This is a genomic window from Azoarcus sp. TTM-91 (assembly GCF_012911025.1).
Lineage (GTDB): Bacteria > Pseudomonadota > Gammaproteobacteria > Burkholderiales > Rhodocyclaceae > Azoarcus.
Genome location: NZ_WUEI01000066.1, coordinates 1 through 25,921 on the forward strand (window position 1 = coordinate 1; position 25,921 = coordinate 25,921).

The 25,921-nt window shown below is 68.1% G+C and carries 21 protein-coding genes; 6 read left to right on the forward strand and 15 right to left on the reverse strand.

Annotated elements, in window-relative coordinates:
• Window positions 1-65: 65 nt before the first annotated feature.
• The 11 genes from GRF61_RS25195 to tssA all read right to left on the reverse strand — a co-directional run bounded on the left by GRF61_RS25195 (window position 66) and on the right by tssA (window position 12,540).
• Window positions 66-1,076, reverse strand: coding sequence for a M35 family metallo-endopeptidase (locus tag GRF61_RS25195; protein ID WP_169151682.1), 1,011 nt, complete (start codon window positions 1,074-1,076; stop codon window positions 66-68).
• 20 nt (window positions 1,077-1,096) lie between these two features.
• Window positions 1,097-3,829: a type VI secretion system ATPase TssH gene (gene tssH / locus GRF61_RS16265; protein ID WP_169151683.1), complete on the reverse strand. Its 2,733-nt coding sequence runs from the start codon at window positions 3,827-3,829 to the stop codon at window positions 1,097-1,099.
• 45 nt (window positions 3,830-3,874) lie between these two features.
• Window positions 3,875-4,930, reverse strand: a complete 1,056-nt coding sequence (tssG, locus tag GRF61_RS16270; protein WP_169151684.1) for a type VI secretion system baseplate subunit TssG — start codon at window positions 4,928-4,930, stop codon at window positions 3,875-3,877.
• Entirely contained in the window at window positions 4,906-6,783 is a 1,878-nt protein-coding gene (gene tssF / locus GRF61_RS16275; RefSeq protein WP_169151685.1) for a type VI secretion system baseplate subunit TssF, read from the reverse strand. Before tssF ends, tssG begins: the two co-directional genes overlap by 25 nt.
• Window positions 6,784-6,790: 7 nt before the next feature.
• Entirely contained in the window at window positions 6,791-7,303 is a 513-nt protein-coding gene (tssE, locus tag GRF61_RS16280; protein ID WP_169151686.1) for a type VI secretion system baseplate subunit TssE, read from the reverse strand.
• Window positions 7,296-8,123, reverse strand: coding sequence for a type VI secretion system accessory protein TagJ (locus tag GRF61_RS16285; protein WP_169151687.1), 828 nt, complete (start codon window positions 8,121-8,123; stop codon window positions 7,296-7,298). Before GRF61_RS16285 ends, tssE begins: the two co-directional genes overlap by 8 nt.
• A gap of 17 nt (window positions 8,124-8,140) precedes the next feature.
• On the reverse strand, window positions 8,141-8,632 hold the full coding sequence (locus GRF61_RS16290; RefSeq protein ID WP_248281285.1) for a type VI secretion system tube protein Hcp: 492 nt from the start codon (window positions 8,630-8,632) through the stop codon (window positions 8,141-8,143).
• 98 nt (window positions 8,633-8,730) lie between these two features.
• Window positions 8,731-9,219: a type VI secretion system tube protein Hcp gene (locus GRF61_RS16295; RefSeq protein ID WP_169151689.1), complete on the reverse strand. Its 489-nt coding sequence runs from the start codon at window positions 9,217-9,219 to the stop codon at window positions 8,731-8,733.
• Window positions 9,220-9,352: 133 nt separating this feature from the next.
• Window positions 9,353-10,849, reverse strand: coding sequence for a type VI secretion system contractile sheath large subunit (gene tssC, locus GRF61_RS16300; RefSeq protein ID WP_169151690.1), 1,497 nt, complete (start codon window positions 10,847-10,849; stop codon window positions 9,353-9,355).
• Between the two features lie 64 nt (window positions 10,850-10,913).
• Window positions 10,914-11,423: a type VI secretion system contractile sheath small subunit gene (gene tssB / locus GRF61_RS16305; RefSeq protein ID WP_169151691.1), complete on the reverse strand. Its 510-nt coding sequence runs from the start codon at window positions 11,421-11,423 to the stop codon at window positions 10,914-10,916.
• A 67-nt stretch (window positions 11,424-11,490) separates the two neighbouring features.
• Window positions 11,491-12,540: a type VI secretion system protein TssA gene (tssA, locus tag GRF61_RS16310; RefSeq protein ID WP_169151692.1), complete on the reverse strand. Its 1,050-nt coding sequence runs from the start codon at window positions 12,538-12,540 to the stop codon at window positions 11,491-11,493.
• Window positions 12,541-12,782: 242 nt separating this feature from the next.
• On the opposite strand from tssA, the gene tssJ reads away from it, so the two are divergent.
• The 6 genes from tssJ to GRF61_RS16340 all read left to right on the forward strand — a co-directional run bounded on the left by tssJ (window position 12,783) and on the right by GRF61_RS16340 (window position 22,413).
• Window positions 12,783-13,355 carry a type VI secretion system lipoprotein TssJ gene (gene tssJ / locus GRF61_RS16315; protein WP_169151693.1) on the forward strand — a complete coding sequence of 191 codons (573 nt, stop codon included), beginning with the start codon at window positions 12,783-12,785 and terminating at the stop codon, window positions 13,353-13,355.
• Window positions 13,356-13,404: 49 nt separating this feature from the next.
• Window positions 13,405-14,739 carry a type VI secretion system baseplate subunit TssK gene (tssK, locus tag GRF61_RS16320; RefSeq protein ID WP_169151694.1) on the forward strand — a complete coding sequence of 445 codons (1,335 nt, stop codon included), beginning with the start codon at window positions 13,405-13,407 and terminating at the stop codon, window positions 14,737-14,739.
• 78 nt (window positions 14,740-14,817) lie between these two features.
• Entirely contained in the window at window positions 14,818-16,116 is a 1,299-nt protein-coding gene (locus GRF61_RS16325; protein WP_169151695.1) for a DotU family type VI secretion system protein, read from the forward strand.
• 19 nt (window positions 16,117-16,135) lie between these two features.
• On the forward strand, window positions 16,136-19,705 hold the full coding sequence (gene tssM / locus GRF61_RS16330) for a type VI secretion system membrane subunit TssM (RefSeq protein ID WP_169151696.1): 3,570 nt from the start codon (window positions 16,136-16,138) through the stop codon (window positions 19,703-19,705).
• Window positions 19,702-20,409, forward strand: coding sequence for a type VI secretion system-associated protein TagF (gene tagF, locus GRF61_RS16335; protein ID WP_169151697.1), 708 nt, complete (start codon window positions 19,702-19,704; stop codon window positions 20,407-20,409). The genes tssM and tagF overlap by 4 nt, the downstream gene beginning before the upstream one ends.
• 24 nt (window positions 20,410-20,433) lie before the next feature.
• Window positions 20,434-22,413, forward strand: a complete 1,980-nt coding sequence (locus GRF61_RS16340; RefSeq protein ID WP_169151698.1) for a protein kinase — start codon at window positions 20,434-20,436, stop codon at window positions 22,411-22,413.
• A 71-nt stretch (window positions 22,414-22,484) separates the two neighbouring features.
• Here GRF61_RS16340 and GRF61_RS16345 read toward each other — a convergent pair whose 3' ends face one another.
• The 4 genes from GRF61_RS16345 to tagH all read right to left on the reverse strand — a co-directional run.
• Window positions 22,485-23,705: a hypothetical protein gene (locus tag GRF61_RS16345; RefSeq protein WP_169151699.1), complete on the reverse strand. Its 1,221-nt coding sequence runs from the start codon at window positions 23,703-23,705 to the stop codon at window positions 22,485-22,487.
• Between the two features lie 84 nt (window positions 23,706-23,789).
• Window positions 23,790-24,446 carry a glycine zipper domain-containing protein gene (locus GRF61_RS16350; RefSeq protein WP_169151700.1) on the reverse strand — a complete coding sequence of 219 codons (657 nt, stop codon included), beginning with the start codon at window positions 24,444-24,446 and terminating at the stop codon, window positions 23,790-23,792.
• A gap of 27 nt (window positions 24,447-24,473) precedes the next feature.
• Window positions 24,474-25,244, reverse strand: coding sequence for a PP2C family serine/threonine-protein phosphatase (locus tag GRF61_RS16355; protein ID WP_169151701.1), 771 nt, complete (start codon window positions 25,242-25,244; stop codon window positions 24,474-24,476).
• 36 nt (window positions 25,245-25,280) lie between these two features.
• Window positions 25,281-25,921: type VI secretion system-associated FHA domain protein TagH (gene tagH / locus GRF61_RS16360; RefSeq protein WP_169151702.1), on the reverse strand; the 641-nt coding region annotated here is incomplete at its 5' end.

The following is a 25,921-nucleotide window of genomic DNA, read 5'->3' on the forward strand; positions in this document are numbered from 1 at the left end:
GTGCGCTTGGGGGCGGGCGGGGCGAAATCGTCGTCTGTCATGGTGAGTCCGTCCTTGTGCGGCGGCTAGAAGAGCACTTTCGTGCGGTCGCCCGCCGACAGGTAGCCGGCGAGGTCGAGGGCGAAATAGCCCCAGCTGTCGGCGTTCTCGATGGCTTTCGCGTAGGCCAGGGTGGCCGTGGCGGGCTTCAGGCCGCTGCTGTCGTAGCGATGGTCGCGGGTATGCACTTCGTGGTGGGAGAACTCGTGGATGATGGTTTCCGCACACAGCCACAGCTTGCCGGTGTTGCCGGTAAGCCGGGTGAAGGCGCCCTCGAGGTAGATGACCGGAAAGCCGCCGCCCTCGCCGCCGCGGAAGGCCGCGCCGAAGTACTTGTTGCGGGTCTTGATCCAGTCCACGTAGTCGGCGAACACCAGCTTGTTCGAGGCGCAGGCGACGGCGATCTTCTGGAAGCCGGCGAGCAGCTTCGTCTTCGCATCCGCCAGTTCGGTGGCGCCGCAGGTTTCGTCGAGGAACCAGCGCTGGATCATGGCGTCGGTGTCCGCCTGCTTGCCGCTCGCTCCGCTCAGCTTGGCCTTGGCGTCCTCCGCGATCTTCAGCGCCACCGCCAGGGCGGAGGCCATCCAGGCCATTTCCTTGGACGAGAAGATCTTCTGCTCGCTGTTGAGCTTGGAGGCGAGCGCCTTCGCGTCGCCGCTGAGTTCCTCGAAGATGGGTTTGGTATAGGCCTTGGGCGGGGAATACACCCACACCTCCTGTGCCCCTTTCTTGCTGACGCGGTAGAGGTGGCGAACCATCTTCAGCGTTGAGGCGCGGTCGTTGACCGAGCCGGCCGAGGCGGGATTCGTCGCTGCCTCGACGATCACCGTGCCTATCTTCTTGTTCCACTTGCTGAGCTCCCTCAGCCGCCGGCGGACCCGCTCGGGGTCCTGGCTGCGGGCGACGTCGAAGCCATCGGCGCCGAACAGCTGGGCCAGCTTGCACTCGGTGGTCAGGAAGGCGTGCCAGTCCTTCTCGAAACTCTGGCCCGCCAGGACCGCCTTTGCCTTGTTGTAGATCTCGGTGAATTTGGCCACCGCAGTCTCCCTGCCAGCGTTCAGTCGAAGGTGTAGGTGAAGTTGCCGTTGGCCGCGCCCACCGTCACCCGCTCCACCGCCTTGCCTTCCATGGCGCGGGTGAGGAACTCGCGGCTGATGTCCGGCAGCATGGTGTTGGTGAGGATGGCATCTATCATGCGGCCGCCGGATTCGCTCTCGGTGCAGCGGCTGACGACCAGCTTGACCACTTCGTCGTCGTACTCGAAGGGGATCTTGTAGCGCGCCTCCACCCGCTTCTTGATGCGGCCCAGCTGCAGCCGGACGATGGCGCCCAGCATTTCGTCGGACAGCGGGTAGTAGGGAATGGTGACCAGGCGGCCGAGCAGGGCGGGCGGGAAGATCTTCAGCAGCGGGTCGCGCAGCGCCTTGGCCATGCCCTCCGGGTCGGGCATCAGGTCCGGGTCCTTGCACAGGCCGGCGATGAGGTCGGTGCCGGCGTTGGTGGTGAGCAGGATCAGGGTGTTCTTGAAGTCGATGAAGCGGCCTTCGCCGTCTTCCATGAAGCCCTTGTCGAAGACCTGGAAGAACATCTCGTGCACGTCCGGGTGGGCCTTCTCCACCTCGTCCAGCAGCACCACCGAATAGGGCTTGCGCCGTACCGCCTCGGTCAGCACGCCGCCTTCGCCGTAGCCGACATAGCCCGGCGGCGCGCCCTTCAGCGTGGACACCGTGTGGGCTTCCTGGAATTCGCTCATGTTGATGGTGACGAGGTTCTGCTCGCCGCCGTAGAGCGCTTCCGCCAGCGCCAGCGCGGTTTCCGTCTTGCCGACGCCGGAGGTGCCGGCGAGCATGAACACGCCGATGGGCTTGCTCGGGTTGTCCAGGCCGGCGCGGCTGGTCTGGATGCGCTTGGCGATCATCTCCATCGCATGGTCCTGGCCGATGACGCGCTGGCCAAGCAGCAGCGGCAGGCGCAGCACGTTCTCGATCTCGTTGCGCGCCATGCGGCCGACCGGGATGCCGGTCCAGTCCGCCACCACCGCGGCTACCGCCTGGTAGTCCACCGTCGGCAGGATCAGCGGCTGCTCGCCCTGCAGGGTGGCGAGTTCGGTCTGCACCTCGCGCAGGCGGGCGAGCTGGGCTTCGCGGTCCGGCGTCGCTCCGGCAGCAGCTTCGGCAGAGGGGGCCGCGCCATCGGCCGCCGCGCCATCGGTCGCGGCTTCCAGCGCGCTGCCGGTGCCTTCCACCGGGCGGTTGCCGCTGCGCAGGGCGGCACGCAGCGCGAGCAGTTCATCGACCAGCGTCTTCTCCTGCTCCCAGCGGGCTTCCAGCTCGGCCAGGCGCTGCTGCTCTTCGGCGAGCAGGGTTTCGGCCTGGGTCTGGCGCTCGCCGACGTCAATGCCGATGTTGCCTTCGCGGCCGATGATCTCCAGCTCGGTGTTCAGCGCCTCGATGCGCTTGCGGCTGTCATCCACCTCGGCCGGCGTGGCGTGCAGGCTGACGGCGACGCGGGCGCAGGCGGTGTCCAGCAGGCTGACGGACTTGTCCGGCAGCTGGCGGGCGGGGATGTAGCGGTGGGAGAGCTTCACCGCCGCTTCCAGTGCCTCGTCCAGGATCTGCACCTGGTGGTGCTTCTCCATGGTGCTGGCGACGCCGCGCATCATCAGCACCGCCTTCTTCTCGTCCGGCTCGTCCACCTGCACGTTCTGGAAGCGGCGGGTGAGCGCCGGGTCCTTCTCGATGTACTTCTTGTACTCGGCCCAGGTGGTGGCGCCCACGGTGCGCAGCGTGCCGCGCGCCAGCGCCGGCTTCAGCAGGTTGGCGGCGTCGCCGGTGCCGGCCGCGCCGCCGGCGCCGACCAGGGTGTGGGTTTCATCCACGAACAGGATGATGGGCTTGGGGCTGGCCTGCACTTCGTCGATGACCGCGCGCAGGCGTTGCTCGAACTCGCCCTTCATGCTGGCGCCGGCCTGCAGCAGGCCGACGTCCAGCGCCAGCAGGGCGACGTCCTTGAGCGAGGGCGGCACGTCGCCGCGGGCGATGCGCTGGGCGAAGCCTTCGACCACCGCGGTCTTGCCGACGCCGGCTTCGCCGACCAGGATGGGGTTGTTCTGGCGGCGGCGCATCAGGATGTCTACCACCTGGCGGATCTCGTCGTCGCGGCCGACGATGGGGTCCATCTTGCCGGCGCGGGCCTGCTCGGTGAGGTCGACGGTGAATTTCTTCAGCGCCTCCTGCTTGCCCATCTGCGCCGGCGCGATAGCGCCGCTTTCCTCGCCGGGCTGGCCGCTGCCGATGGGGGCGGCCAGCCCGTCCTCGGCGGAGCCGGCGACGATGCCGGCGAATTCCTCGGTGAGCACATCCGGGCGGATGCGTTCGAACTGGCGGGAGATGGAGAACAGGGCGTTGCGCAGCGAGGGTGTCTTCAGCATGCCGACCACCAGGTGGCCGGTGCGGATGCGGCTCTCGCCGAACATCAGCGAGGCATAGATCCAGCCGCGCTCGACCACGGTGTCCAAGTTGGTGGAGATGCCGGAGATGGAGGTGGAGCCGCGCGACAGGCGGTCCAGCGCGGCGGTGAGGTCGGCGGCGAGGCGGGCGGCGTCCAGCTCGAAGTGGCGGACGATGCGGTGCAGGTCGGTGTTCTCCGTCTGCAGCAGCTGCTGCAGCCAGTGCTCGAGCTCGACATAGGGGTTGCCGCGCAGCTTGCAGAATACGGTGGCGCCTTCGATGGCCTTGTAGGCCAGGCTGTTCAGCTTGCCGAACGAGGCTACCCGACTGATTTCGCTCATGCCTGTCTCTCTTCGTGAAAGCGGACGTGGTGGTCCGGGTTATCGTCAGTGGGGCGCGGGAGCGGACTCCCGGGCCCCGGTGTCGGCTCGATGGCGCTGGGCGAGGCGTTCGGCGTCCAGGACCAGGTCGCTGGCGTCGCCAAGGCCCTGGCGCTTGCCCAGCCAGCTGGTCCAGCCCAACTGCGCGCCGCGGCCGAGCTGCAGCGGCGGTACCTCTTCCTTGCGCAAGCTGAGGCGGGCGTCCCAGGACAATTCGCCGCCGGTGTAGAAGCGCACCCAGTCCACCAGCTGTGCCAGGCCGCTGCCGCCGGGTAGGAAGGCGCGGTACTGGGCGAGGGACATGGGGCCAATGTGCAGCCGGAAGCGGCTCTGGCGATCCCATACGCGGCGGCCTATCACCGCGTCACGGCCGAGGCGGTTGCGGCCCAGGCGGGTGTGGTCGCGCTCGCGCAGTGTCATCCAGTGGCCGACGTACTGCTCCACTTCGATGGGCAGCTCGAAGTAGGCGGCGAGCGCGGTGTGCAGGCCCTCGGCGTTGCGGCTCTGGCGGCCGAGCAGGCCGGCCTGGAACAGGCGGGCGTTGTCCGGCACGCTGTCGCGCCGCTGCAGGCCGGGCTGGCCGGTGCCGATCAGCGAGGCGACGTAGGTGGCGAAGCGGTCCTGCGCCGGGCGGTCCAGGCTGGTGGTGGGCTGGGCCTGCGCCCAGGCGCGGTAGAAGAGGGCGAGGAAGCGGTGGTGGATCAGGTCGAGGAAGCGGGCGAAGGTTTCGTCGCCGTGCTGCAACTCGCGCTGGAAGGCGTATTCGGTGAGGTGCAGCGGCAGCGGGCCATTGGGCCCCAGCAGGCCGAAGAAGCGCACTTGCAGCCGCGGCGGCGCGCCTTCCTTGCCCGGCCGCAGCGCGGAGAGGCTGGCTGGCGCGAAGGCGAGCGAGGGCTCCTGGCCCAGCCGCAGCGCTTCGTCCTGCGGCCGCAGCGCGGTGCCCCAGCGCGGCTTGTCCGGGAACACGCATTCCAGGCGGCGCATGGCCTGCAGGAAGTCGAAGGCCCAGGGCTCCCGCTCCAGCGCCGCCAGCAGGCTTAGAGGATCGTCCGCTTGCCGCATCGCGGCTCCCAGCGCATGACGAGACCGCGGGTGAGCGAATGCAGCGCGGTCTGGGTGAAGCTGTTGATGGAGGCGTGGCGCGCCAGGAAGCGCTCCATGACGCAGCCGAACAGGAAGGCGGCACCGCCTTCGAAGGCGGTCTCGTCCACCTCCAGGCCGATCTCCAGGCCGCGGCCGAAGCAGATGGGGCCGGGGAAGGGCAGGCGGGCGACCACCGGCTCCACCTTCACCGATTTCAGGCCTTCCACCTGGCGACGCATGCCGACATCGGCGTTGGCGGCATAGAGCATCAGCATCTCGCGCAGGGCGCCGGCGCCCTCATGGGCGTCCGCATCCACCAGGGAGAAGTGGTTGAGCGCGAGGTGGCTGATCAAGCGCCAGGCAGTGGCACCCTCGGCCAGCATGCCGTAGGGGCGGGAGGGCCCGCGTACGCAGCGCACCGCTTCCACCGGCGCGGCCACCTCCAGCGAGAAATCGGTGCTGCCGCCCCCCAGTGGCATCAGCACTGGCAGGTCGCGGTTGGTACACAGTGCCTGCAGGGAGAGCTGGCGCAGGTCGGCGCGGTAGGGCGCCTCGCGCGGATCGACCAGGGAGAGGAAGACTTCGCTGCCGATGTAACCGGTGCGCGGGCCGTTGCGCTTCTGCTTCTCCGACAGCAGGCGGGGTTCGCGCCGGCTGCTGTAGTAAGCCTGGCCGGCGCTGCTGTTGCTGGCGTGGAAGTCGGCGTAGAAGGGCAGGAAGCGCTGTTCCTCGCTGGAGCCGTGGAAGTGGCCAAGCACTTCGGTGAGCTCGTAGATCTCGTAGTCCATCGGCCGGGTGCGGTCGGCGACGACGTGGAACTCGTGGCTGCTGTCGTTGATGTGGATGCGGTCGGCGCGCTTGGGGAAGAGGTTGATCGCCGGCGTGCAGTGGAGCAGGAAATGGGCGTTGTCCACCACGCTCTCCAGCGCCGCGTCGCCCTGGCCGAACAGCAGCACGAGCTCGACTTCCTCGTCCGCCAGTGCCAGCGCCGGGGCGAGGCCGGCGACGTCGAAGAACAGAAAGCGCTCGGGGAAGGAGAAGTACTCCTGGATCAGCCGGTAGCCGTCGAAGCTGCGGTGGCGCTGCGGCAGCAGGGCCTGTTCGTCGTCATAGCCGGTGAGGCGGATCTGCTCCGGTGGAATGAAGCGCTGCCAGCCGGCGCCCTTGCCACCCGCCGGCTGCACCAGCGCGCCCAGCGCGGAGGCGCCTATGAGCTCGCACAGCCGGTAGGCGATCTCCTGCGCGCCGCCGAGGTGGAGGCTGAGCGTATCCAGCGACAGCTGGTTGAACTTGAGGCCGCCGGTGGTGCGCAGTGTCAGGCGGACGCCGCCGCGCACCCGGCCGGACAAGGGCAGGCGGGCCAGCGGCAGGTCGGCGGCGAAGCTGAAGTAGCGCGCCTGCACCAGCTCGACCGGCCACAGCTTGAGCGCATGCGCGGTACGGAACTCGCAGGCGGCGGTGTCGCCCTTGCCGGGGGCGCTGCGGAAGGGCGTGTCGCGCGGCACGACGAAGCCGCGGGCGAGGTTGGTCTCGCCGGGTACCGGCTGGAACTGCGCCACCAGCATGGCCGGCGTGGGCGCCAGGTAGTGCGGGTGCAGCATCTCCAGCAGGCGCTGGGTGAAGCGGGGGAATTCGGCATCCAGCCGCAGCTGCACCCGGGCGGCGAGAAAGCCGGTGCCTTCCAGCAGGCGCTCCACATAGGGGTCGGCGACCTCTATGCCTTCCATGCCGAGGCGACCGGCGATCTTGGGGAACTGGCGCGCGAACTCGGCGCCCATCTCCCGCAGGTGCTGGAGTTCCTGGTTGTAGTAGCGCAGCAGCCGCGGATCCATGACCGCCTCAGCCGTTGCTGCCGAGATCGCGCACTTCGACCAGGCCGCTCTCGAGGTCGAGCTGGGTGCGCAGCATCAACTCCAGCGGCACCGGCTGCGCCCAGATCAGCGCGGAGATGCGGACCGCGATCACGTTGTGCCAGTCCAGCACGTTGTCCGGCTGGTCGGCGGTGACCTGCAGCGAGCCGGGCACGATGCGCGACTCGAAGCGCAGCAAGGCGTCGTGTATCGCCCGCTCCAGGTCGGTGACGTCCAGCGAGGAAGCGGTTTCGCCGGAAAAGCAGGGCATGCCGTAGTTGAGGACGGAGTTCTCCGCTTCCGGCCAGGCGGCGAGGCCGTCGCGTGCCGGCGGGCGGAGGGAGTTCAGCAGCCAGCTGAGGTCGCGCAGCACCGCTTCGCGCAGCTGGGCACGGTTGAGTACCCGCTGCTCGCCGGATTCGCTGCGCTTGTCCGGGGCGTCGTCGCGCAGCCGGTCCAGCAGGGCGGGCTGCAGGCGGTCCAGCGGCTGCAGGTCAACCATCGACCGGCTCCGCCGGCGCGGTGTCGAACTCGATGCGGCGTATGTCCAGCAGGGGGTATTCGCCGGCATCGGTCACCAGCAGGCGCTGGCCGAGGCCGAGGTAGTCGCCATCCTGCTCCAGCCACTCGGTGCGGCGGGCGAGCTTGATGGTGCCGTCGGCACTGCTTTCGGAGCCGGGATAGCGGGTGGGGATGACGCCCACCGCCTCACCGCCGTTGGTGAAGGTGAAATGCGCCGGCGTCCAGACGAAATCGCGCAGGTCGGCCGGGGCCTCGATGGCGATGCTGGCGAGGCGGGAAAAGGGCAGCCAGTAGTAGCGGCCGTTGATGACCGCCTCGCACATGGGGCCGAGCCGGGCATCTGCATCCGCCAGCCAGGCGAAGGCACCGTCGTCCAGCCGGCCGGCGGTGGCGGGGGCCAGTTCGAAAGCCTGTTCGCGCAGGCGGGCGGCCGCGGCCTTGTCGCCACGGCCGGCGGTCAGCAGGGATTCGAGCAGCAGCGCGACCCACTGGTCCGGCTCGCCGAACAGCAGCGGCACCCGCTTGCCAGCGAACACCTCGTTGCGCAGCAGCTCGCAACGCAGGGTTTCGCGGTACATCTGCGCCATCGCGAGCGTGGAGGCATCCAGCTCGGTGGCGACGTTCAGCTGGTTGAGGGCACGCTCCCACTGGCCAAGCACCGCCAGTAGCTGGAACAGGAACACGCGCAACTTGGCGTTGCCGGGCTGGCTGCGGACCGCGGCCTGCAACCGGGCGAGGGCGGCATCCGGATCGCCAGCCCGCAGGCTGGCTTCAGCGTCGGTGAGGGTATTGGCACTCATGGCGATTCCCTGGCGGCTCAGGCCGGACTGAACTCGGTTTCGAAGCGGGATACCGCGTTGCCGCCGCCAGCGCCGTCCTGGCCCCGGTATTCGACCGCGATTTTCTGGAAGGAAATGGACACCCGCTCGCTCACCTGGTCGCCGATGCCGCCGGTGCCGCTCATCTCCACCGAGCGGATGCGGGCGTTTTCCATGGTGATGACGAGGTACTCGACCGGATTGGTGCCGCCCGCCTTGCGCACCGTCAGGATGGCGCGCTTGATCTGTTCGTTGGAGCGCAGCGCGGCGAGCAGCGAGGTGCTGGCACGGTCGCAGCCCTTGCTGATCGTCAGTTCGCTGACCGACACCTGGCTGCTGCCGCCGGTGCGCGAGCCGGCGGTCGCGGTGGCGCTGGCGTTGCCCTGCATGCCCCAGGACCAGGAGTGGATGTCGATCTCGTCGCGGTGAAGCTGATCCTGGGCTTCGCCCTTGATCGGCCCCATGCGGGCGCCCTCGATCTTCAGGAACATGTCGCTTTCCATCTCGCCTTCCCGTGGCCGTATTCGGTAAAAGCCCCTGCCGTGCCGCGGTGGGCGTCAGGGCAGGGGCGGGGGTGGGGCAGACCTGCTTACTTGCTCTCGCCGGTGTTCTCGGCGATGTTCCAGTTGGCGGTCATGGTGGTGTCCTTGCCGCCCTTCGGTGCCTGCTTGGTGTATTCGAACTTGAACTCGGCGAAGTTCAGGGTGACGTTCTCGGTCAGGCGATCTTCACCGCCGGAGCCGCCGGTGCTGACGGCGGTGACCATCACTTCCTTCATCGTGATCTTGATGTATTCCAGCGGGGTGTCGCCGGCCTTGCGCACGATCAGTGTGGCGTCGTCGTAGTGGGTGCCCTTGCAGCACGCCATGATCAGGGCGTGGCTGGAGGCGTCCACATACTTGGTGAAGGAGATGTCCTGCACGTTCACCTTGCCGGCGCCGCCGCCGCTGCCCATGTGGGTGGTGCCGGACTGGCTCAGGCCCCAGCTCCAGGCGAGCACGTCGATGGATTCCTTGTGCGTCTTGTCGTTCGCTTCGCCCTTGATGTCGCCAATCTTGACGAACATGTCCACTGCCATGGTCTTCTCCTGAAGAATCGATCAAATCAATTGAGAATTGCCGGGACTCCGGCTTGTTTGCTGCGTGCCGCCGCCGGAGAAGCGCCGGGGGCAGGCTGGTGGCCGGTTGCGTGCATGCCCGGCCACCAGGACATCAACCGCCCTTGGCCGAGGGCAGCTTGGAAACGAGGCGCAGGGAAACGGTGAGACCTTCCAGCTGGTAGTGCGGCCGCAGGAAGAACTTGGAGGTGTAGAAGCCGGGGTTGCCTTCCACTTCGTCCACGATGACTTCGGCGGCCGCCAGCGGGCGGCGGGCCTTGGTGCTCTCGGAGGAGTGCGAGGGGTCGCCGTCCACGTAGTTCATGATCCAGTCCTGCAGCCAGCGCTGCATGTCCTGCTTCTCCTTGAAGGAGCCGATCTTGTCGCGGACGATGCACTTCAGGTAGTGGGCGAAGCGGCAGGTGGCGAACAGATAGGGCAGGCGGGCGCCGAGGTTGGCGTTGGCGGTGGCGTCCGGGTCGTCGTACTCGGCCGGCTTGTGCAGCGACTGGGCGCCGATGAAGGCGGCGAAGTCGGAGTTCTTCTTGTGCACCAGCGGCATGAAGCCGTTCTTGGCCAGCTCGGCTTCGCGGCGGTCGGAGATGGCGATCTCGGTCGGACACTTCATGTCCACGCCGCCATCATCGGTCGGGAAGCTATGCACCGGCAGGCCTTCGACCGCACCGCCGGACTCGATGCCGCGGATGCGCGAGCACCAGCCGTATTCCTTGAACGAGCGGTTGATGTTCACCGCCATCGCGTAAGCGGCGTTGGCCCAGGTGTACTTGCTGTGGTCGGCGGCGCCGGTATCTTCCTCGAAGTCGAATTCCTCCACCGGGTTGGTCTTGGCGCCGTAAGGCACGCGGCTGAGGAAGCGCGGCATCGCCAGGCCGATGTACTTGGAGTCGTCCGACTCGCGCAGCGAGCGCCAGGCGGCGTATTCCGGCGTGGTGAAGATCTTGGTCAGGTCGCGCGGGTTGGCCAGCTCCTGCCACGAGTCCATCTGCATGATGGTGGGCGAGGCGCCGGTGATGAAGGGGGTGTGGGCGGCGGCGCTGACCTTGGCCATTTCGCCCAGCAGCTCGACGTCCGGCGGGCTCTGGTCGAAGTGGTAGTCGCCCACCAGGCAGCCGTAGGGCTCGCCGCCGAACTGGCCGTATTCCTCTTCGTACACACGCTTGAACAGCGGCGACTGGTCCCAGGCGGTGCCCTTGTAGCGCTTCAGCGTCTTGCCGAGCTCGGTCTTGGTGATGTTGAAGACGCGGATCTTCAGCATCTCGTCGGTTTCAGTGTTGTTCACCAGGTAGTGCAGGCCGCGCCACGCGCCTTCCAGCTTCTGGAAATCCTCGTGGTGCATGATCAGGTTGACCTGCTCGGTGAGCTTCTGGTCGAGCGCCGCGATGATGGATTCGATGGACTTGACCACATCGCTGCCGATCAGCGTGGTCTGGGCCAGAGCCTGTTCGGCCAGGGTATGTACCGCGGCTTCCACCGCGCTGCGGGCTTCATCGGTCTTGGGCTTGAATTCCTGGCGCAGCAGCGCCTCGAATTCGTTGCCTTCGAGCGCCAGTCCGCCGGACTGGGCTTCGTTCTGTGCTTGGGCGTCAGCCATGCTGGACTCCTCGGTGCGAGTAGGGGCTGTATCGGTATCGGAGGTAAGGGGAGGAGGAGGCCGCTTATTCGGCGGGCTTGTCTTCGGGCTTGGGCGCGGCGGCCAGGGTCTGCAGCAGGGCGGGATCCTGCAGCACCTTGGCGATCAGTTCCTCGGCGCCGGTCTTGCCGTCCATGTAGGTGATGAGGTTGGAGAGTTGCTGGCGCGCGGTGAGCAGCTTGTTCAGCGCATCCACCTTGCGCGCCACCGCCGCCGGCGAGAAGTCGTCCATGTTTTCGAAGGTGAGCTCGACGCTGAGGTTGCCCTCGCCGGTCAGCGTGTTCGGCACCTGGAAGGCGGCGCGCGGCTTCATCGACTTCATGCGGCTGTCGAAGTTGTCCACATCGATTTCGAGGAACTTGCGGTCGGCGACCGGCGCGAGCGGTTCCGCCGGCTTGCCGGAGAGGTCGGACAGCACGCCCATCACGAAGGGCAGCTGCACCTTCTTTTCGGCGCCATAGAGCTCGACGTCGTATTCGATCTGGACGCGCGGGGCGCGGTTGCGCGCGATGAATTTCTGGCTGCTGCTCGACATGGTGTTCCTCCGTCAGGAAAGGGGTGGGCTTGTCCGCCGCTGCCGGAGGCGGACGGGGGGTGGAGGCTTACTCCTCCCCCTCCGGGTTGAGTTGGCTGCCGACCATGCGCTCCGCCTGCTCCAGGCCGTCCGGCGCGAGTTCGACGATGGCTTCCAGGAAGTTCATGTTCATGACCCGCTGGGCGCGGCGAAGCAGCCACTGGGCAGGATTGGTCGGCTCCGCTCGTTCAAGATAGGCCACCAGACGGTCTATGGTGGCCACGACATCCTGACGTGAGCGGATTTCGCCGGGAGCGCCGGTGGCGCTGCCCATGGCGACGGCTCCCGCGGCCTCATCGCTGCCTTCGGCCGTGGCGCCTACCGCGACCGGCTGGTTGCCCAGGGCCTGCTGTACGGCATAGAGCACGTCCTGCAGCGGCTTGAAATCCAGGCTGGCACCGGCGCCGACCTGGTCCTGCAGGTAACTGGAAAGCTGGCGGGCGAGGGCGAGGCTTTCGGTAATACGGCTGGCGAGGGCCCCATCCTGGGCAATCGCCTCGCCCAGCATGCCGCTGACCTGGCTCTCGGAGAAAAGCTGCTCGCCCTGCCGGGCGCTGAGCTTGCCCTGGCTGACCTCGATGTCGCGTACCGTGAGGACGCCGGACTGGCGCGAGCGCATCAACCAGCTGGTGCGCAGGTCGGCAATGACGGCGTCGCTGGCCACCAGCGGGGCGAGCGCGTTGACCCGCATCGTCGGGTCGTCGTTGTCGTCGGCGTCCAACTCGGGGTGCACGCCGGTCCAGTGGCGCTCCAGCAGACCGAGGATCAGGCCGAGGCCGGCGTGGATGCCGCCGAAGCCCTCGGTGCGCAGCAGCGCGCGGGTGTAATAGACGGCGACGCGCAGGTCGCGGCTGCGTTGCAGCAGGATTTCCGCCAAGCGGCGGACCTCGGGCCAGTCCGGGCCCTGCCCTTCGATGGTGACGGTGTTGTTGTCACCTTGCATGAACTCCTGGCCGGCCTGTTGCCGCGAGGCTTCCTCCAGCTGGAGGAAGTCGGCGTCGTATTCGAGATTGGGGCCACAGGGTTGCTCGTCGCCCAGCGGCGCGAGCAGGGATTCGAGGTCGATGTCCAGTGCCATTTCAGCAAACCGCCGATGCCTGGTTTTGTGAGTTATGTGTGACTTTTGTGGACATCTCGAAAACCGGGTGCCAGAAAAGGGATCGCTATAGTAAATGAATAAAACGGCCTTGCATCCGGGCCTGCATAAAAAACTATTTGACTACCCCATATGCACTAAATCGGGCAGATTGCCGCCCTCCGCTGGTGCATTGCAGGGGGCGTTTTCCTGTCTGCGCAAATCGGTTGCCCGTACATGCCAGCTTGATCGACAATCGTGACCCCATCGTGAACACCGCAAGGAGCTTTACCGTGAAGGGCCTGGCTTTTGCCTTACGTTCGGGCGCGGCTGCATTTGCCGTGGCGGCCCTTCTGGGAGCGTGCTCCAAGCCGGCGGTGGTGCCGCCGAAGCCGGATCCCACCGTGCTGGCGGTGGGCATGACGGCGGCCGGAAAGGTCAACGTCGATCCCCGCGGCCGGCCGTCGCCGGTGGTGCTGCGGATATACGTACTGAATAACGCTTCGGCTTTCGAAGCCAGCGATTTCTTCTCCTTGTTCGACCGCGACAAGCAGGTCCTTGGTGAGGCAGTGGTGAGTCGGGAGGAGGTCGTGCTCAAGCCGGGCGAACGGCGGGTGCTTGAGCCGCGGGAACTGGAGGAGGGTCGCCTCGTCGCCGTCTTCGCCGCCTTCCGGGAGGTGGATAGCGCGGTATGGCGGGCGAGCGCGCCGCTGGTGGCGAATCGCCGCAATGAAATCGAGATCGGCGTGCAGGACAATCGCCTGAGTGTCTCCGCGCGGCTGGCACCGCTTCCGCCGCCGCCGGCAAAAGCCAACTAAACCTAATCCTAGTGGCGCCGCATCGGCGGCGCGTTCGGGGAAACTCTTCATGTCGTGGTTCAGCAAGGTCGTCTGGTCCGAGGGCTTGTTCCTGCGGCCGCAGCACTTCCAGCAGCAGGACAGGCACGCCGAGTGGCGCGGCGAGCTCCATCGCCGGCTGCTGCAGGCAAATGGCTGGGGGTTCTCCAGCCTGGAGGTGGACGAAGCTGCGCTCGGCGTCGGCAAGATCGTGATCCGGGCGGCGAGCGGCCTTCTCGCGGACGGCACGCCCTTCGAGTTCCCGGCGGCGCACGAAGGTCCGTTGGCCTTCGATTTCCCGGCCGACGCCAAGGATGCGCTGGTGGTGATGGCACTGCCCTTGCAGCGGGCGCTGATGCCCGAGTACAACATCGTCGGCGACGACGATCCGCTGGCGCGTTACGCGGTGACCGATGCCAGCCTGCCGGATGCCGCCGGTGGTGGGGGCGGCGCGGAAGTGGTGCAGGTCGGCCGGCCGCGGCTGGAGCTGGGCCTGGCCAGCGAGTTCTCCGATGCCTTCATCCGCCTGGGCGTGCTGCGGGTGACCGAGAAGCGGCCGGACGGCAGCCTGCTGGTGGATCGCGGCTACATCCCGCCCATGCTTGCCAGCCAGGCCGCGCCGCAGCTTTCCTCCATGCTGCGCGAAGTGCTCGGCCTGCTGGGGCAGCGGGCGGAGGCGCTGGCCGGGCGCATGTCCCAGGGCGGCACTGGCGGCGTGGCCGAGATCGCGGATTTCCTCTTCCTGCTGACGGTGAATCGCCATCTGCCGGTGTTCTCCCACCTGGAGCAGCTCAGCCCGCTGCATCCGGAGCGGTTGTACAGCCAGCTGCTGCAGCTGATGGGCGAACTCTCCAGCCTCACCGCGGCGGACCGCCGGCCGCCGGCGCTGCCGGCCTATCGCCACGACGCGCTGCAGGAGAGTTTCGACCCGCTGATGCGCGAGATACGCCGCAGCCTGTCCGCCATCCTTGAACAGAACGCGGTGCAGATCGACCTGCAGGACCACAAGCAGGGTCGCTACGTCGGCATCATCGCCGACCGTGGGCTGCTGCGGCAGGCGGGCTTCGTGCTCGCGGTACGCGCCCAGGTGCCGGCGGAGGCGGTGCGATCCCGCTTCCCCACCCAGGCCAAGCTCGGCCCCGTCGAAAAGATCCGCGAACTGGTGAACCTGCAGCTGCCCGGTATCGCGCTGCGGCCCCTGCCAGTGGCGCCGCGGCAGATTCCTTTTCATGCCGGCTTCACCTACTTCGAGCTCGACAACAGCGGCGACCTGTGGAAACAGCTCGATGGCTCGGGCGGACTCGGCATGTATGTGACCGGCGACTTCCCCGGTCTCGAGGTTTCGTTGTGGGCGATCCGGGCGTGAGCCGCGCTGCCGCCCGTTACCACCTTTCCCACCTGCCGGTGACGATCCCGGCTCCCGCTTTCGAGGCGGACCCCGACAATGACCAATGACGATCCCTTCGGCCAGCCGCCCGGCGACCGCACGCTGGTGATTCCGAATCCGGGCGCGCGTGCTGCCCGGTCCGCCGCCGCCCCGGCGCAAGGTTTCAGCTTCGAGCGGGTGGAGCTGTCGGCGCTGGACTGGAGTGCCGGTCTCAATCCCCTGGTGGCCGCCGCCAACCCCTTGCTCAACCTGGTGCCGCAGCTGCGCCAGGCCCATCACCCCGACCCGGCCGGCCTGCGCGAGACACTGGCGCGCGCGGTGCAGGCTTTCGAGGCCAAGGCGCGCGAGGTCGGGGTGCTCAACGAGCATGTGATCGGCGCCCGCTACGCCTTGTGCACCTTCCTCGACGAAACCGCGGCGAACACGCCCTGGGGCGAGAAGATCTGGGCCCAGCGCAGCCTGCTGGTGCAGTTCCACAACGAGGCCTGGGGTGGGGAGAAGTTCTTCCAGCTGCTGGGTAAGCTGGCCGAGCAGCCGGCGGCGCATCGCAATCTGCTGGAGCTGTTCTACATTATCCTGGCGCTGGGCTTCGAGGGCCGCTACCGGGTGCTGCAGAACGGCCGCGCCCAACTGGACGCGGTGCGCGAGCGGCTGGCGCAGATGATCGTCAAGGAGCGCGGCGAGCCGGTGCGCGAGTTGTCGCCGCAATGGCAGACCACCGCCACCACCGCGCGGCCGCTGCGCGACTCGGTGCCGTTGTGGGCGGTGGCGGCCATCGCCGCGCTGCTGCTGGTGCTGGTCTACATGGCTGCGTCCTACGCGCTGAACCGGCACTCCGATCCGGCGTTCAGCCACATCCTCGGCCTCAAGGTGCCGCCACCGGCACCGGTGGCGCAAGCCGCCGCCGCGCCGGCGAAGACGCCGGACCGCCTGCAAGGTTTTTTGGCACCGGAGATCCAGCAGGGCTTGGTCGTCGTGCGTGACCTGCCCGACCGCAGCGTGGTGCTGATCCAGGGCGACGGCCTGTTCGAGCCGGCCAGCGCCACGCTGGCGCCGCGGGTGCTGCCGCTGATGGCGCGCATCGGCGAGGCGGTGGCGCAGGTGAAGGGTTCGGTGCTGGTCCGCGGCCACTCGGACGACAGGCCGATCCGCTCGGCGCGTTTCCCGTCCAACTGGCACCTGTCGCAGGCGCGGGCGGATTCTGTGGCGGCGGTGCTGACGCCCCAGCTGGGCGGCGCGCGCATCGAAACCGAGGGCCGGGCCGAGAGCGAGCCGGTGGCCTCCAACGACACGCCCGAGGGCCGCGCCCGCAACCGCCGTGTCGAAATCATCGTGTTCCCGAGCGCGGGCAACTGAGACTGGGATAGGGCGAGGCATGAAAGCCGTCTTCAAGTTCGTTTTTCACCCGGTGCTGCTGGGCCTGCTGGGCCTGATCGCGCTGGCCCTGGTGATCTGGTTCGTCGGCCCCCTGATCGCGATCGCCGGCTTCGCGCCGCTGGAGTCGGCGTTGGCGCGGCTGATCCTGATCGGCCTGGTGGTGCTGTTCGTCGTCGGCCGTCTGCTCTGGCGCAAGCTCAAAGCGCGCAAGCGCAATGCCCAGTTGGTGGAAGGGCTGGTCAAGGATGACGGCCCGGCAGACCAGAACACCCCGCCGGCGGAACTGGAGACCCTGCGCCAGCGCTTCGAGGAAGCGCTGCGGGTGCTCAAGGACGCCAGCGCCGCCGCCCAGGCCAAGCGCGGCGGCTTCGCCCGCCTGCTGGCGCTGGGCGGTGGGCGCCATCTCTACGAATTGCCCTGGTACGTCTTCATCGGCGCGCCCGGCTCCGGCAAGACCACCGCGCTGATCAATTCCGGGCTGCACTTCCCGCTGGCGGAGAAGCTGGGCGTGCATCAGCTGAAGGGCGTGGGCGGTACCCGCAACTGCGACTGGTGGTTTACCGATGAGGCGGTGCTGATCGATACCGCCGGCCGCTACACCACCCAGGACTCCGACCAGGCGGCCGACCGCCAGGCCTGGCAAGGCTTCCTCGGCCTGCTCAAGCGCCACCGGCCGCGCCAGCCGCTCAACGGCGTGCTGCTCACCGTGAGCCTGGGCGACCTGCTGTCGCAGGATGCGGCGGCGGCCGAGCGCCATGCGCTGGCGCTGCGTACCCGGGTGCAGGAGCTATACGAGCAGCTCAACGTCCGCCTGCCGGTGTATGTGCTGGTGACCAAGGCCGACCTCATCGCCGGCTTCAACGAGTTCTTCAGCGATTTCGGCAAGGAAGCGCGCGACCAGGTGTGGGGCGTGACTTTCCCGCAGCAGGCCGAAACCGGCTCCGCGGTGAAGGCGCTGCCGGACGAACTGGCGCGCCTGCGCCAGCGCGTGCTGGACCTGCTGCCGGTGCGCCTGCGCGACGAGCGCGACCTCGCCCGCCGCGGCGCCATCGCCGCCTTCGACCAGCAACTGGCGACCGCCGACCGCCTGCTGGTGGCCTTCCTCGACAAGGTGTTCGTCGCCTCCGGCCTGGATCACCCGCCGCTGCTGCGCGGCGTGTATTTCACCAGCGGCACCCAGGAAGGCAGTCCGATCGACCGGGTGATGTCCTCGCTGGGCGCGGCCTTCGGCCTGGAGCGCCGCCTCATTCCGCCACAGACCGGCAGCGGCAAGAGCTTCTTCATCACCCGCCTGCTGCGCGAAGTGGTGTTCGCCGAGCAGCGCCTGGGCGGTACCAACCTGAAGTGGGAGCGCCGCCGCAGCCTGGTGCGTCTGGCCGCTTTCGCCGGCGTGGGCGTGCTGACGGTCGGCCTGCTGGTGGCCTGGGCGCTCAGCTACCGCAACAACGATGCCTACATCGAGGCCGTCGGCCAGCGGGTGGAGGCGGTGCAGCCCACGGTGGCCGAGGCCCGGGTGGCCGCGTCGGACGACGTGGTCGGCATCCTGCCGGTCATCGACGCGGTGCGCACCGTGTCCCACACCGATGCGCGGCCCTCGGGGGAAGGCCCGCTGTCCATGCGCTTCGGCCTCTATCAGGGCGACAAGCTGGATGCCGCCGCGCAGCAGGCCTATCGCGGCATGCTGCGCGACGTGCTGCTGCCGCGGATCGCCATGCGGGTGGAGAAGCAGCTGCGCAGCCTGGACCCGAACAACCTGGAGTTCGCCTACGAGGCACTGAAGAGCTACATCATGCTGCACGAGGCCTCGCACTTCGACGCCGATGCGCTGAAGGCCTGGATCAGCCTGGACTGGGAACTCAACCTGCCGCGCGAGACCACCACCGAGCAGCGCGCCGCGCTGGCCGGCTACCTGGACGCGCTGTTCAAGGACGGCCCGGTGGTATCGCCCCAGCCGGCTGATTCCGAGCTGATCGCACGGGTGCGCGGCCAGCTGCTGCGCTACTCCCTGCCGGACCGCATCTACAGCCGGCTGAAGCGCCAGGGCGTGGGCAGCGAGTATCCGGAGTTCACCGTTGAGAGGGCGGTAGGCCCGGCGGCGGCGCTGGTGTTCGTGCGCAAGAGCGGCCAGCCGCTGACGCGCGGAGTGCCCGGCCTGTACAGCTTCGATGGCTACCACAAGGGTTTCGGCCCGCAGGTGGGCAAGGTTTCCGCCCATCTGGCGGAGGAGGAAACCTGGGTGCTGGGTACTGCGCAGTCCAGGCCGGATGCTGCCACCGCCAAGCAGATCGCCGACGAGGTGCGCCGCCTCTATCTCACCGACTACGCCCGCGTGTGGGAGGCCTTTGTCGATGACATCGCGGTGCAGCGCGCGCCGACGCTGCAGCAGAGCATCCAGGTTGCCCGCGTGCTGTCCGCCGCCGACTCGCCGCTGCCCAAGCTGATGAAGGCGATGTCGCGGGAAACCACGCTGATCGTCGCCGCGGACGAGAAGTCCGCCATCGACAAGGCGCAGGAGCGGGTCGCCGAGGCGCGCAACGAGCTGGGCCGGCTGTTCGGTGGTGCTGCCGCTGGCGGTCAGGCGGCTGCGTCCGCCGCCGGCGTGGAGCGCATCGTGGACGACCGTTTCGCCGGCTTGCGCCAGCTGGTGACCGGCGATGCCGGCAGCGCGCCCATCAACGCGGTGGTGGCGCTGGTGAACGATGTCTATGTGAATCTCTCCGCCACCGAAACCGCGCTGCGCGACAAGGTAGCGCCGCCGCCGTCGGATGCCACCGCGCGGGTCAAGGCGGAAAGCGCGCGCATGCCGGAGCCGGTGCGCTCCATGCTGCAGCAGCTGTCCGCCGCCGGCACTGGCCAGGCGCTGACCTCGCTGCGCGAATCCCTATCCACCGCGGTGGCCACCCAGGTCGGCCAGTTCTGCACCCAGGCCACCGAGGGGCGCTACCCCTTCGTGCGCAGCAGCCCGCGCGACGTCACCCGGGACGACTTCGCCACCCTGTTCGGCCCCGGTGGCAAGTTCGACGCCTTCTTCAACCAGAACCTCGCTCAGTATGTGGACATGAGCGCCCGCAACTGGACCTTCCGCAAGGTCCAGGAGCAGTCCCTGGGCGCACCGGGCAACCTCGCCCAGTTCCAGCGCGCCGCGGTGATACGCGATGTGTTCTTCCGCAACGGCGGCACCATGCGGCTGGACTTCAAGCCCATCGAGATGGACCCGGCGATAACCCACTTCACGCTGGATGTGGACGGCCAGCTGGTGAACTACGCCCACGGCCCGCAGGTGCCGCAGTCGGTGCAATGGCCCGGCCCCAAGGGCGGCCTGCAGGTGCGGGTACAGATCACCCCACCGGGGCAGAGCGGCACCTCCGGCATCGCCACCGACGGCCCCTGGGCGCTGTTCCGCATGCTGGACAAGGCCAATATCGAAGCGACCGCGCTACCGGAGAAATTCCGCGCCACCTTCGTCGTCGATGGCCGTTCGGCGGTGTTCGAAGTCACCAGCAGCAGCGTGCAGAACCCCTTCCGCCTGCGCGAGCTGGTGGACTTCCGCTGCCCGGCGGGCCTATGACGGTTCAGTGGCAGCAGGAACTGCCGGGCTGGTACGGCAAACTGCCGGGCCTGGGGGACTTCGCCGGCCGGCGCCTGCCCGATGGCTTCGTTGCCGCCTGGGATGACTGGCTGCAACGCGGCATGGCCGCCAGCCAGGAAGCGCTGGGGGCCAGCTGGCTGGAGAGCTTCCTGACGGCGCCGGTATGGGGCTTCCTGCTCGGAGCCCGGGTACTGGACGGCGGCCCCTGGGCCGGCATATTGCTGCCCTCGGTGGACCGGGTGGGACGCTACTTTCCGCTGACGCTGGCGGCGGCCATGCCGGGGCTGAGCCTGGAGCCCGCGGTGCTGGCGAGCGTGCAGCAATGGGCCGAGCGGCTGGAGGAGGCCGCGCGTGCCGGACTTAACCCGGACGCCGGCGTGGACGTGCTCGAGGCCGGGCTGCAGGCGAGCCCGGTACCTGCGCTGCCGGCGGGCGCCAGCGCCGGCCTGGGTACGGCCCTGCTGCGCGGCGACGCCTTCGCGCAGCTGGAAGCCGGAGGCGGCGCCGGCCTTCCCGACCTGGCGGCGGGCACGGGCGCGCAGCTGGCCGACACGCTGTTCGGCGCCTATACCTTGTGGTGGTGCCGTGGCCCGGACGGCGCCACCGGCGGCTTTGCCTGCCAGGGCATGCCCGGCGCCGCAGTGTTTGCCCGCATGTTGCAGTACTTGCCCGGCCACTCTTGATCAACCCACAGGAAACACCCCGCAGTGTCCGCCAACGACGATGACGACAAGACCGTAGTGCTGGGGGGCGCCGCAGCCGCGGCAAGGCCGCCGGCCGCAGCGGAGAACCCGCACAACGCCCTGCCGATAGGCTTCCGCCTGGGCGAGTTCGAGATCATCGACCTGGTGGGCGAGGGCGGCTTCGGCATCGTCTACCTGGCGCAGGACCATTCGCTGGAGCGCAAGGTCGCGCTCAAGGAATACATGCCCGCATCGCTGGCCTCGCGCAGCGGCAACACCACGGTGAGCGTGCGCTCGGAACGGCATCGCGACACCTTCGAGATCGGCCGCCGCAGCTTCGTGAACGAAGCCCGGCTGCTGGCGCAGTTCGACCACCCGGCGCTGGTCAAGGTCTATCGCTTCTGGGAAGACAACGGCACCGCCTACATGGCGATGCCCTACTACGACGGCAAGACCCTGCGCGAGGTGCTCAAGCAGCGCGCCAGCGCGCCGGACGAAAGCTGGATACGCAAGGTGCTGGCGCCCGTCGTCGACGCCCTGGAGCTGATCCACCGCGAGAGCTGCTTCCATCGCGACGTCGCCCCGGACAACATCATGCTGCTGCGGGACGACCGCCCGGTGCTGCTGGATTTCGGCGCCGCCCGCCGCGTCATCGGCGACATGACCCAGGCGCTGACGGTGATCCTGAAGCCTGGCTATGCGCCCATCGAGCAGTACGCCGAGATGCCCGGCATGCAGCAGGGCCCATGGACCGACGTCTATGCGCTGGCGGCGGTCATCTACTTCATGATCGTCGGCAAGACGCCGCCGCCTTCGGTCGGCCGCATGATGCAGGACAGCTACCAGCCGCTGGCCGAACTGGCCGCCGGCCGCTACGGCGACCGCTTCCTGCGCGGGGTGGATCACTGTCTGCGGGTGCGGGCGGAAGAGCGTCCCCAGTCCATGGCCGAGATGCGGGAGTTGCTGGGATGGGGCCTGGATTCCCCCTTGTTCGCCGCGAGCACGCCGGCCGAGCCGGCGCGGGGGCGCCCACGCGAGAGCGAGCGGATAGCGGTCTCGCCCGCTGCCAGCAACGGCAGCAAGGGGCTGATCGCGGGCGGCGTGGTGGCCCTGGTTGCCGCCCTCGCTGCCGGCGGCTATTGGTGGACCCGCCCTGCGGCGGAGCCGGCGCCGCCCACGGCCGAGGCGGGGGCGCCGGCCGCAGCGCCAGTGGTGCAGACTCCGCCGCCTGCGGTACCGCCCAAGGCCCTGCCGCGGCCGGCCCAGCCCACGCTCGCGGAAGCGCTGGCGACCACCTTGGGCCATGCCGACCCCGGCCTGTTGCCGGGCTTGCAGGCACCGGCCAGCGTGGTGATCGGGCAGGACACGCTCAAGCTTGCGCTCGCCAGCCTGGGCGCCGGCCATCTCTACCTCTTCCTGTGGGATAGCGCGGACGACCGGGTCTATCGCCTCTTTCCCAACGCCCTGGATGCAGACAACGCCATCGGGCCGGGCGACGCCTTCCATGTTCCGCGGCCGCTGATGGACAAGCCCTGGGCCTATGCGGCCAAGGCACCGGTGGGAGAGTGGCGCCTGCTGGCGGTGGTGTCCGAACAGGCGCGGGATTTCCCGCAAGGCGTGTTCACCCGTGAAGGCGAGTTCTTCGTTGCCCACCGCACGGCACTGGAGAGCGCCTTTGCCGCTGGCGCGGATATCGGCGCGCTGATCGGCACGCCGCGCTGCGTCACCGCCACGCCTTGCAGTGGGCGCTACGGCGCCCAGGTCGCCAGCATCCAGGAAGCGCTTCCGCCCCCGCGGGTCGAGTCGCCGGTGCAGGCCCCGCGCGCGCCTGCTCCGCGCCCGGAGGCGGCGATGGCCGCGCCGTCGCAGCCGGCCGTGCCGCCTGCCGCGGAGAAGCCGCCGGCGCGCAAGCCGGCGCGCGGCGAGGACTCGCTCAAGGCCGAGCGGGAGTACATGCAGCAGTTGAACAAGGACCTGGACAAGCTGTTGCAGCCGGAGCGCTGAAGGCCCGGCCAGCCGCAAAGAAAAGGGGCGCTTCAAGCGCCCCTTTTTTGCCGCTGCCGCTGGCCCCGTGCTCAGAACCAGTAGCTGCCAGTGAGCGATACGGTGTTTGTCTCCCGCCCGTGCAGGTAACGCAGGCCGAAGCGGGTGAACTTCTTGCTGAGGTTGCCAGCGCGGTTGGTGCCTATCGTCACCCCGATTTCCTGGGTGTTGTCGACGAAGAACTCGGTGCCGCCGGTGTAGCGGGTATCGACGAAGGAGTACTCGACGGCCAGCGGCATGCCGAACATGTTCACCGGCTGCGACACCATGACGCCGTTGCGCAGCGACCAGGTATGGATCTTGGGGTCGAAGGAGTATTCGCCGAGGGAAACCTTGTTGGTGCGGTAGTAGCCGGCCATGTTGCCGATCACCAGGTCCAGGCTTTCCAGCGGGATGTGATAGGTGCTGGACAGGCCGGCGGAGTACATGCCGGCGACCGAGGCCATGTCCGCCGAGCCGGTGATCGAGTAGCGCAGAGAAGGCGTCAGCGCCCAGCGTGCGCTGACCGGCATGCGGAAGGCGACGCCCAGGCCACCGTGGTAGGAGGTGCCGCCGGCAATGGTCACCTGGGTGACGCTGCCCGACAGGGTGAACATCTGCCCCGGCGTGCTGTCGGAGCGCCACACGTAAGACATGGGGATGTTGCTCACCTGCCCCTTCTTGCCATCCGCGTCCATGGTGCCGTAGGACGCACCGACGGAGAAACTGGGGCTGTCGCTGCTGCTGCCGCCATTCAACGCCTGCACCGTCTCGCTCATGGCCGCATCGAAATCCGCTGCCGCCGCGGTGGGAATCATGCCGCCGGGACCGGCGATGGGACTGGTCGGTGAGCTGGCCGCCTGCTCGCGCATGATGCGGGAAAGGATACCGCTCTTCTTGAGGTAGTCCACCAGCAGATCGGCGGACTCGTCGCGGTCGCTGCCGCTGAACGACACGTCCACATCGAGGCTGGGGATGCGGAAACGCAGGGTGGTGTCCGACGATTCGAAATCGAAGTAGAGCGGCACACCGTTGAAATTCATCGTCGCATTGGCGATCGAGAAGTCGTTGTAGCTGGGCACGATGCTGCTGAAGCTCTCGCCGTTGAGCAGGTCGAAGAACTTGTCGGCCGTATTGGCGCAACGGCTGCCGCTTTCCTCGCTCTGGGGCATGTCGCCCATCACGTACAGATCAAGGCCGTAGTTCTTGTTCGAGCAACTGGCTGCGGCGGCGCCGGACAGGCCGATGAGGCCAGCCCCTAGGAGGACGGCCATGACGATAGTAGGGTTTTTCATCTGCAGGAAAAAAGTGGGAAGGAAAGCGGGCGAAGGCTGGGGCGGAAGCGCGTGAGGAAGCGCTTAGATTTCGACCCGGCTCTGGTTCCTGGCTTCGATGGTGACGCGCTGGACGTTGGCCGGAACCTGCGGATCCGTGATCTGGCTGTGCTGCACCTTGCCCTTGCCGGCGTTCTCCACCACCTTGCTGAGGGTGACCTTGGAGGCCTTGGCGCTGCTGCCCTTGCCCGGCGCGGTGGCTATCGTCATGTCTATGGTGTCGCCGCGGTCGTTGGCGGTCTTACGCGCGTATTCCTGCAGCTTGCGCATGGCTTCGCGCCCCTCGGGCGTGTCGACCTGGCTCAGCGGGATATCGACGGAGACCGACTTGAAGGCGGACACGGTGTCGGTCTTGTTGGCCTTGGTATCGACCACCCGCACCTGCTGGGTTTCCACCGGCGTCACCGTGGCGCCCTTGACCGCGGCGGCGGCCTCTGTCGCCCGCTTGGCCTCCTCGATCTCGGCATTGCGGGCCCGGATGTAGCCGACGGCGCCGCCGACCACCGCGCCAGCCGCGCACCCGGTGCCGGCATCGTTCTCCGTCAGCGTGGCGATGACCGCGCCGGCCGCGCAGCCGATGGCGGCGCCGATGCCGGCGCTTTCGGTCTTGCTGTCCATGGTTGCACAGCCACTAACCGCCAGCATCGCGCAGAGCGGCAGCAATACGAATTGGGCTTTCATTTCGATGTCCTGGGATGCTGGATGAGGTCAGGGGAGGAGCACGGTGCTTTCGCCTTGCCCGGCCGCCACGATTACCGCGACCGCAGTGTAATTGTCATGCTGGGGGTTGTCATGCTTTTCGACTAGCGCGGCCATGGTTTCCAGCCACGCCTCGCAGGAGGTGGCGCCGGCCAGCATGGCGCACATCTGCGCCTCGTCCACATGCTCCCACCAGCCGTCGCTGCAGATCAGGAAGGCGTCCTGCGGCAGCAGGTCCAGCGGTGCGCCGGAGACGCTGAGGGCGAGGTCTTCGGCATTGCCTATGGCCGAGGTCAGCAGGCTGCGCTGCGGGTGCTGGCGGATCATGTCGGGGCTGCCGTAGCCCGCATCTATCATGCTCTGCACCAGGCTGTGGTCGCGAGTGCGGTGCAGGACTTCGCCGTCGCGGAAGAGGTAAATACGGGTGTCGCCCACATGGGACCACACCGCCTTGCCCTGGCCGGCGTCTATCAGCAGTGCGGCGGCGGTGGCGTGCATGTCGTCACCGCCGGGGTCGGCCTGCTTGTCGGCCATGACCGCCGCCTGGGCGGCTTCCAGCAGGTAGATGGCGTATTCCTCGCCGACCTGGGGCTGGGTGGAGAAGCGTTCCAGGACGGTGCTGACGACGATCTGCGCGGCGCGGTCGCCGCTGCCGTGGCCGCCCGCGCCATCCGACACCACCCAGCAGCAGCCTTGGGGAGAAGTCCAGTAGCCGCAGGCATCCTCGTTCCGCCGTCGGCTGCCGATGCGGGATATGTAGGCGGTGTGTAGCGTCAGCATGAATGGAATTGGATGGAATGGCGGAAGGGGAAGGGCTCAGCTGCGGTCGCGCTGCAATTGTTCGATCTGGGCTTCGTACGCCTTGAGGAACTCACGGCCGAACAAGGAGTGGAAGTCGTCCTCGGCTTCGCGCGAGATGTCCTGGTAGCGCTGCTCGTAGAGGTCCCACAGCTTGGCCTTGCGGTTGGCCGGCAGCACGCTGTCGAACAGGCTGCGCGAAGTCAGCCGCGCTTCGAGCTCGGCGGGGGTGAAGCGGGCCAGCACGCTGGCCAAGGCGGCGCGCATGCCAGCGATGAAGCCGATCTGGTGGGCGCGCAGATCGTCATAGGCATCGCGCATGGCTTCGGCCGGCCCCATGAAGCCGCCGCCCTGTGGATTGATCAACTGCATCAGGGCGAAATCGACGTCCGGCGAGAACTTCAGCGGATTGTTGTTCTTGCTGACGATCATGGTGACGTCGGCGCGCACCTCGCGTTTGGTGGCGGCGCGGGCGATCAGCAACTCCACCGTGCCCTGCACCGCTTCCCTCACCACCATGCCGAGGTGTTCCATGAAGGCCGGCGTCAGCCCGCCGGGCGGCTGCAGCTGTGGCAGGCCCAGGCCGCGGCTGAAGGCGGTGAGCAGGGCATCGGCACCGGCTGCCGGGGCTGCGGGGGGCGCCGGGGCCGGCGTAGCGC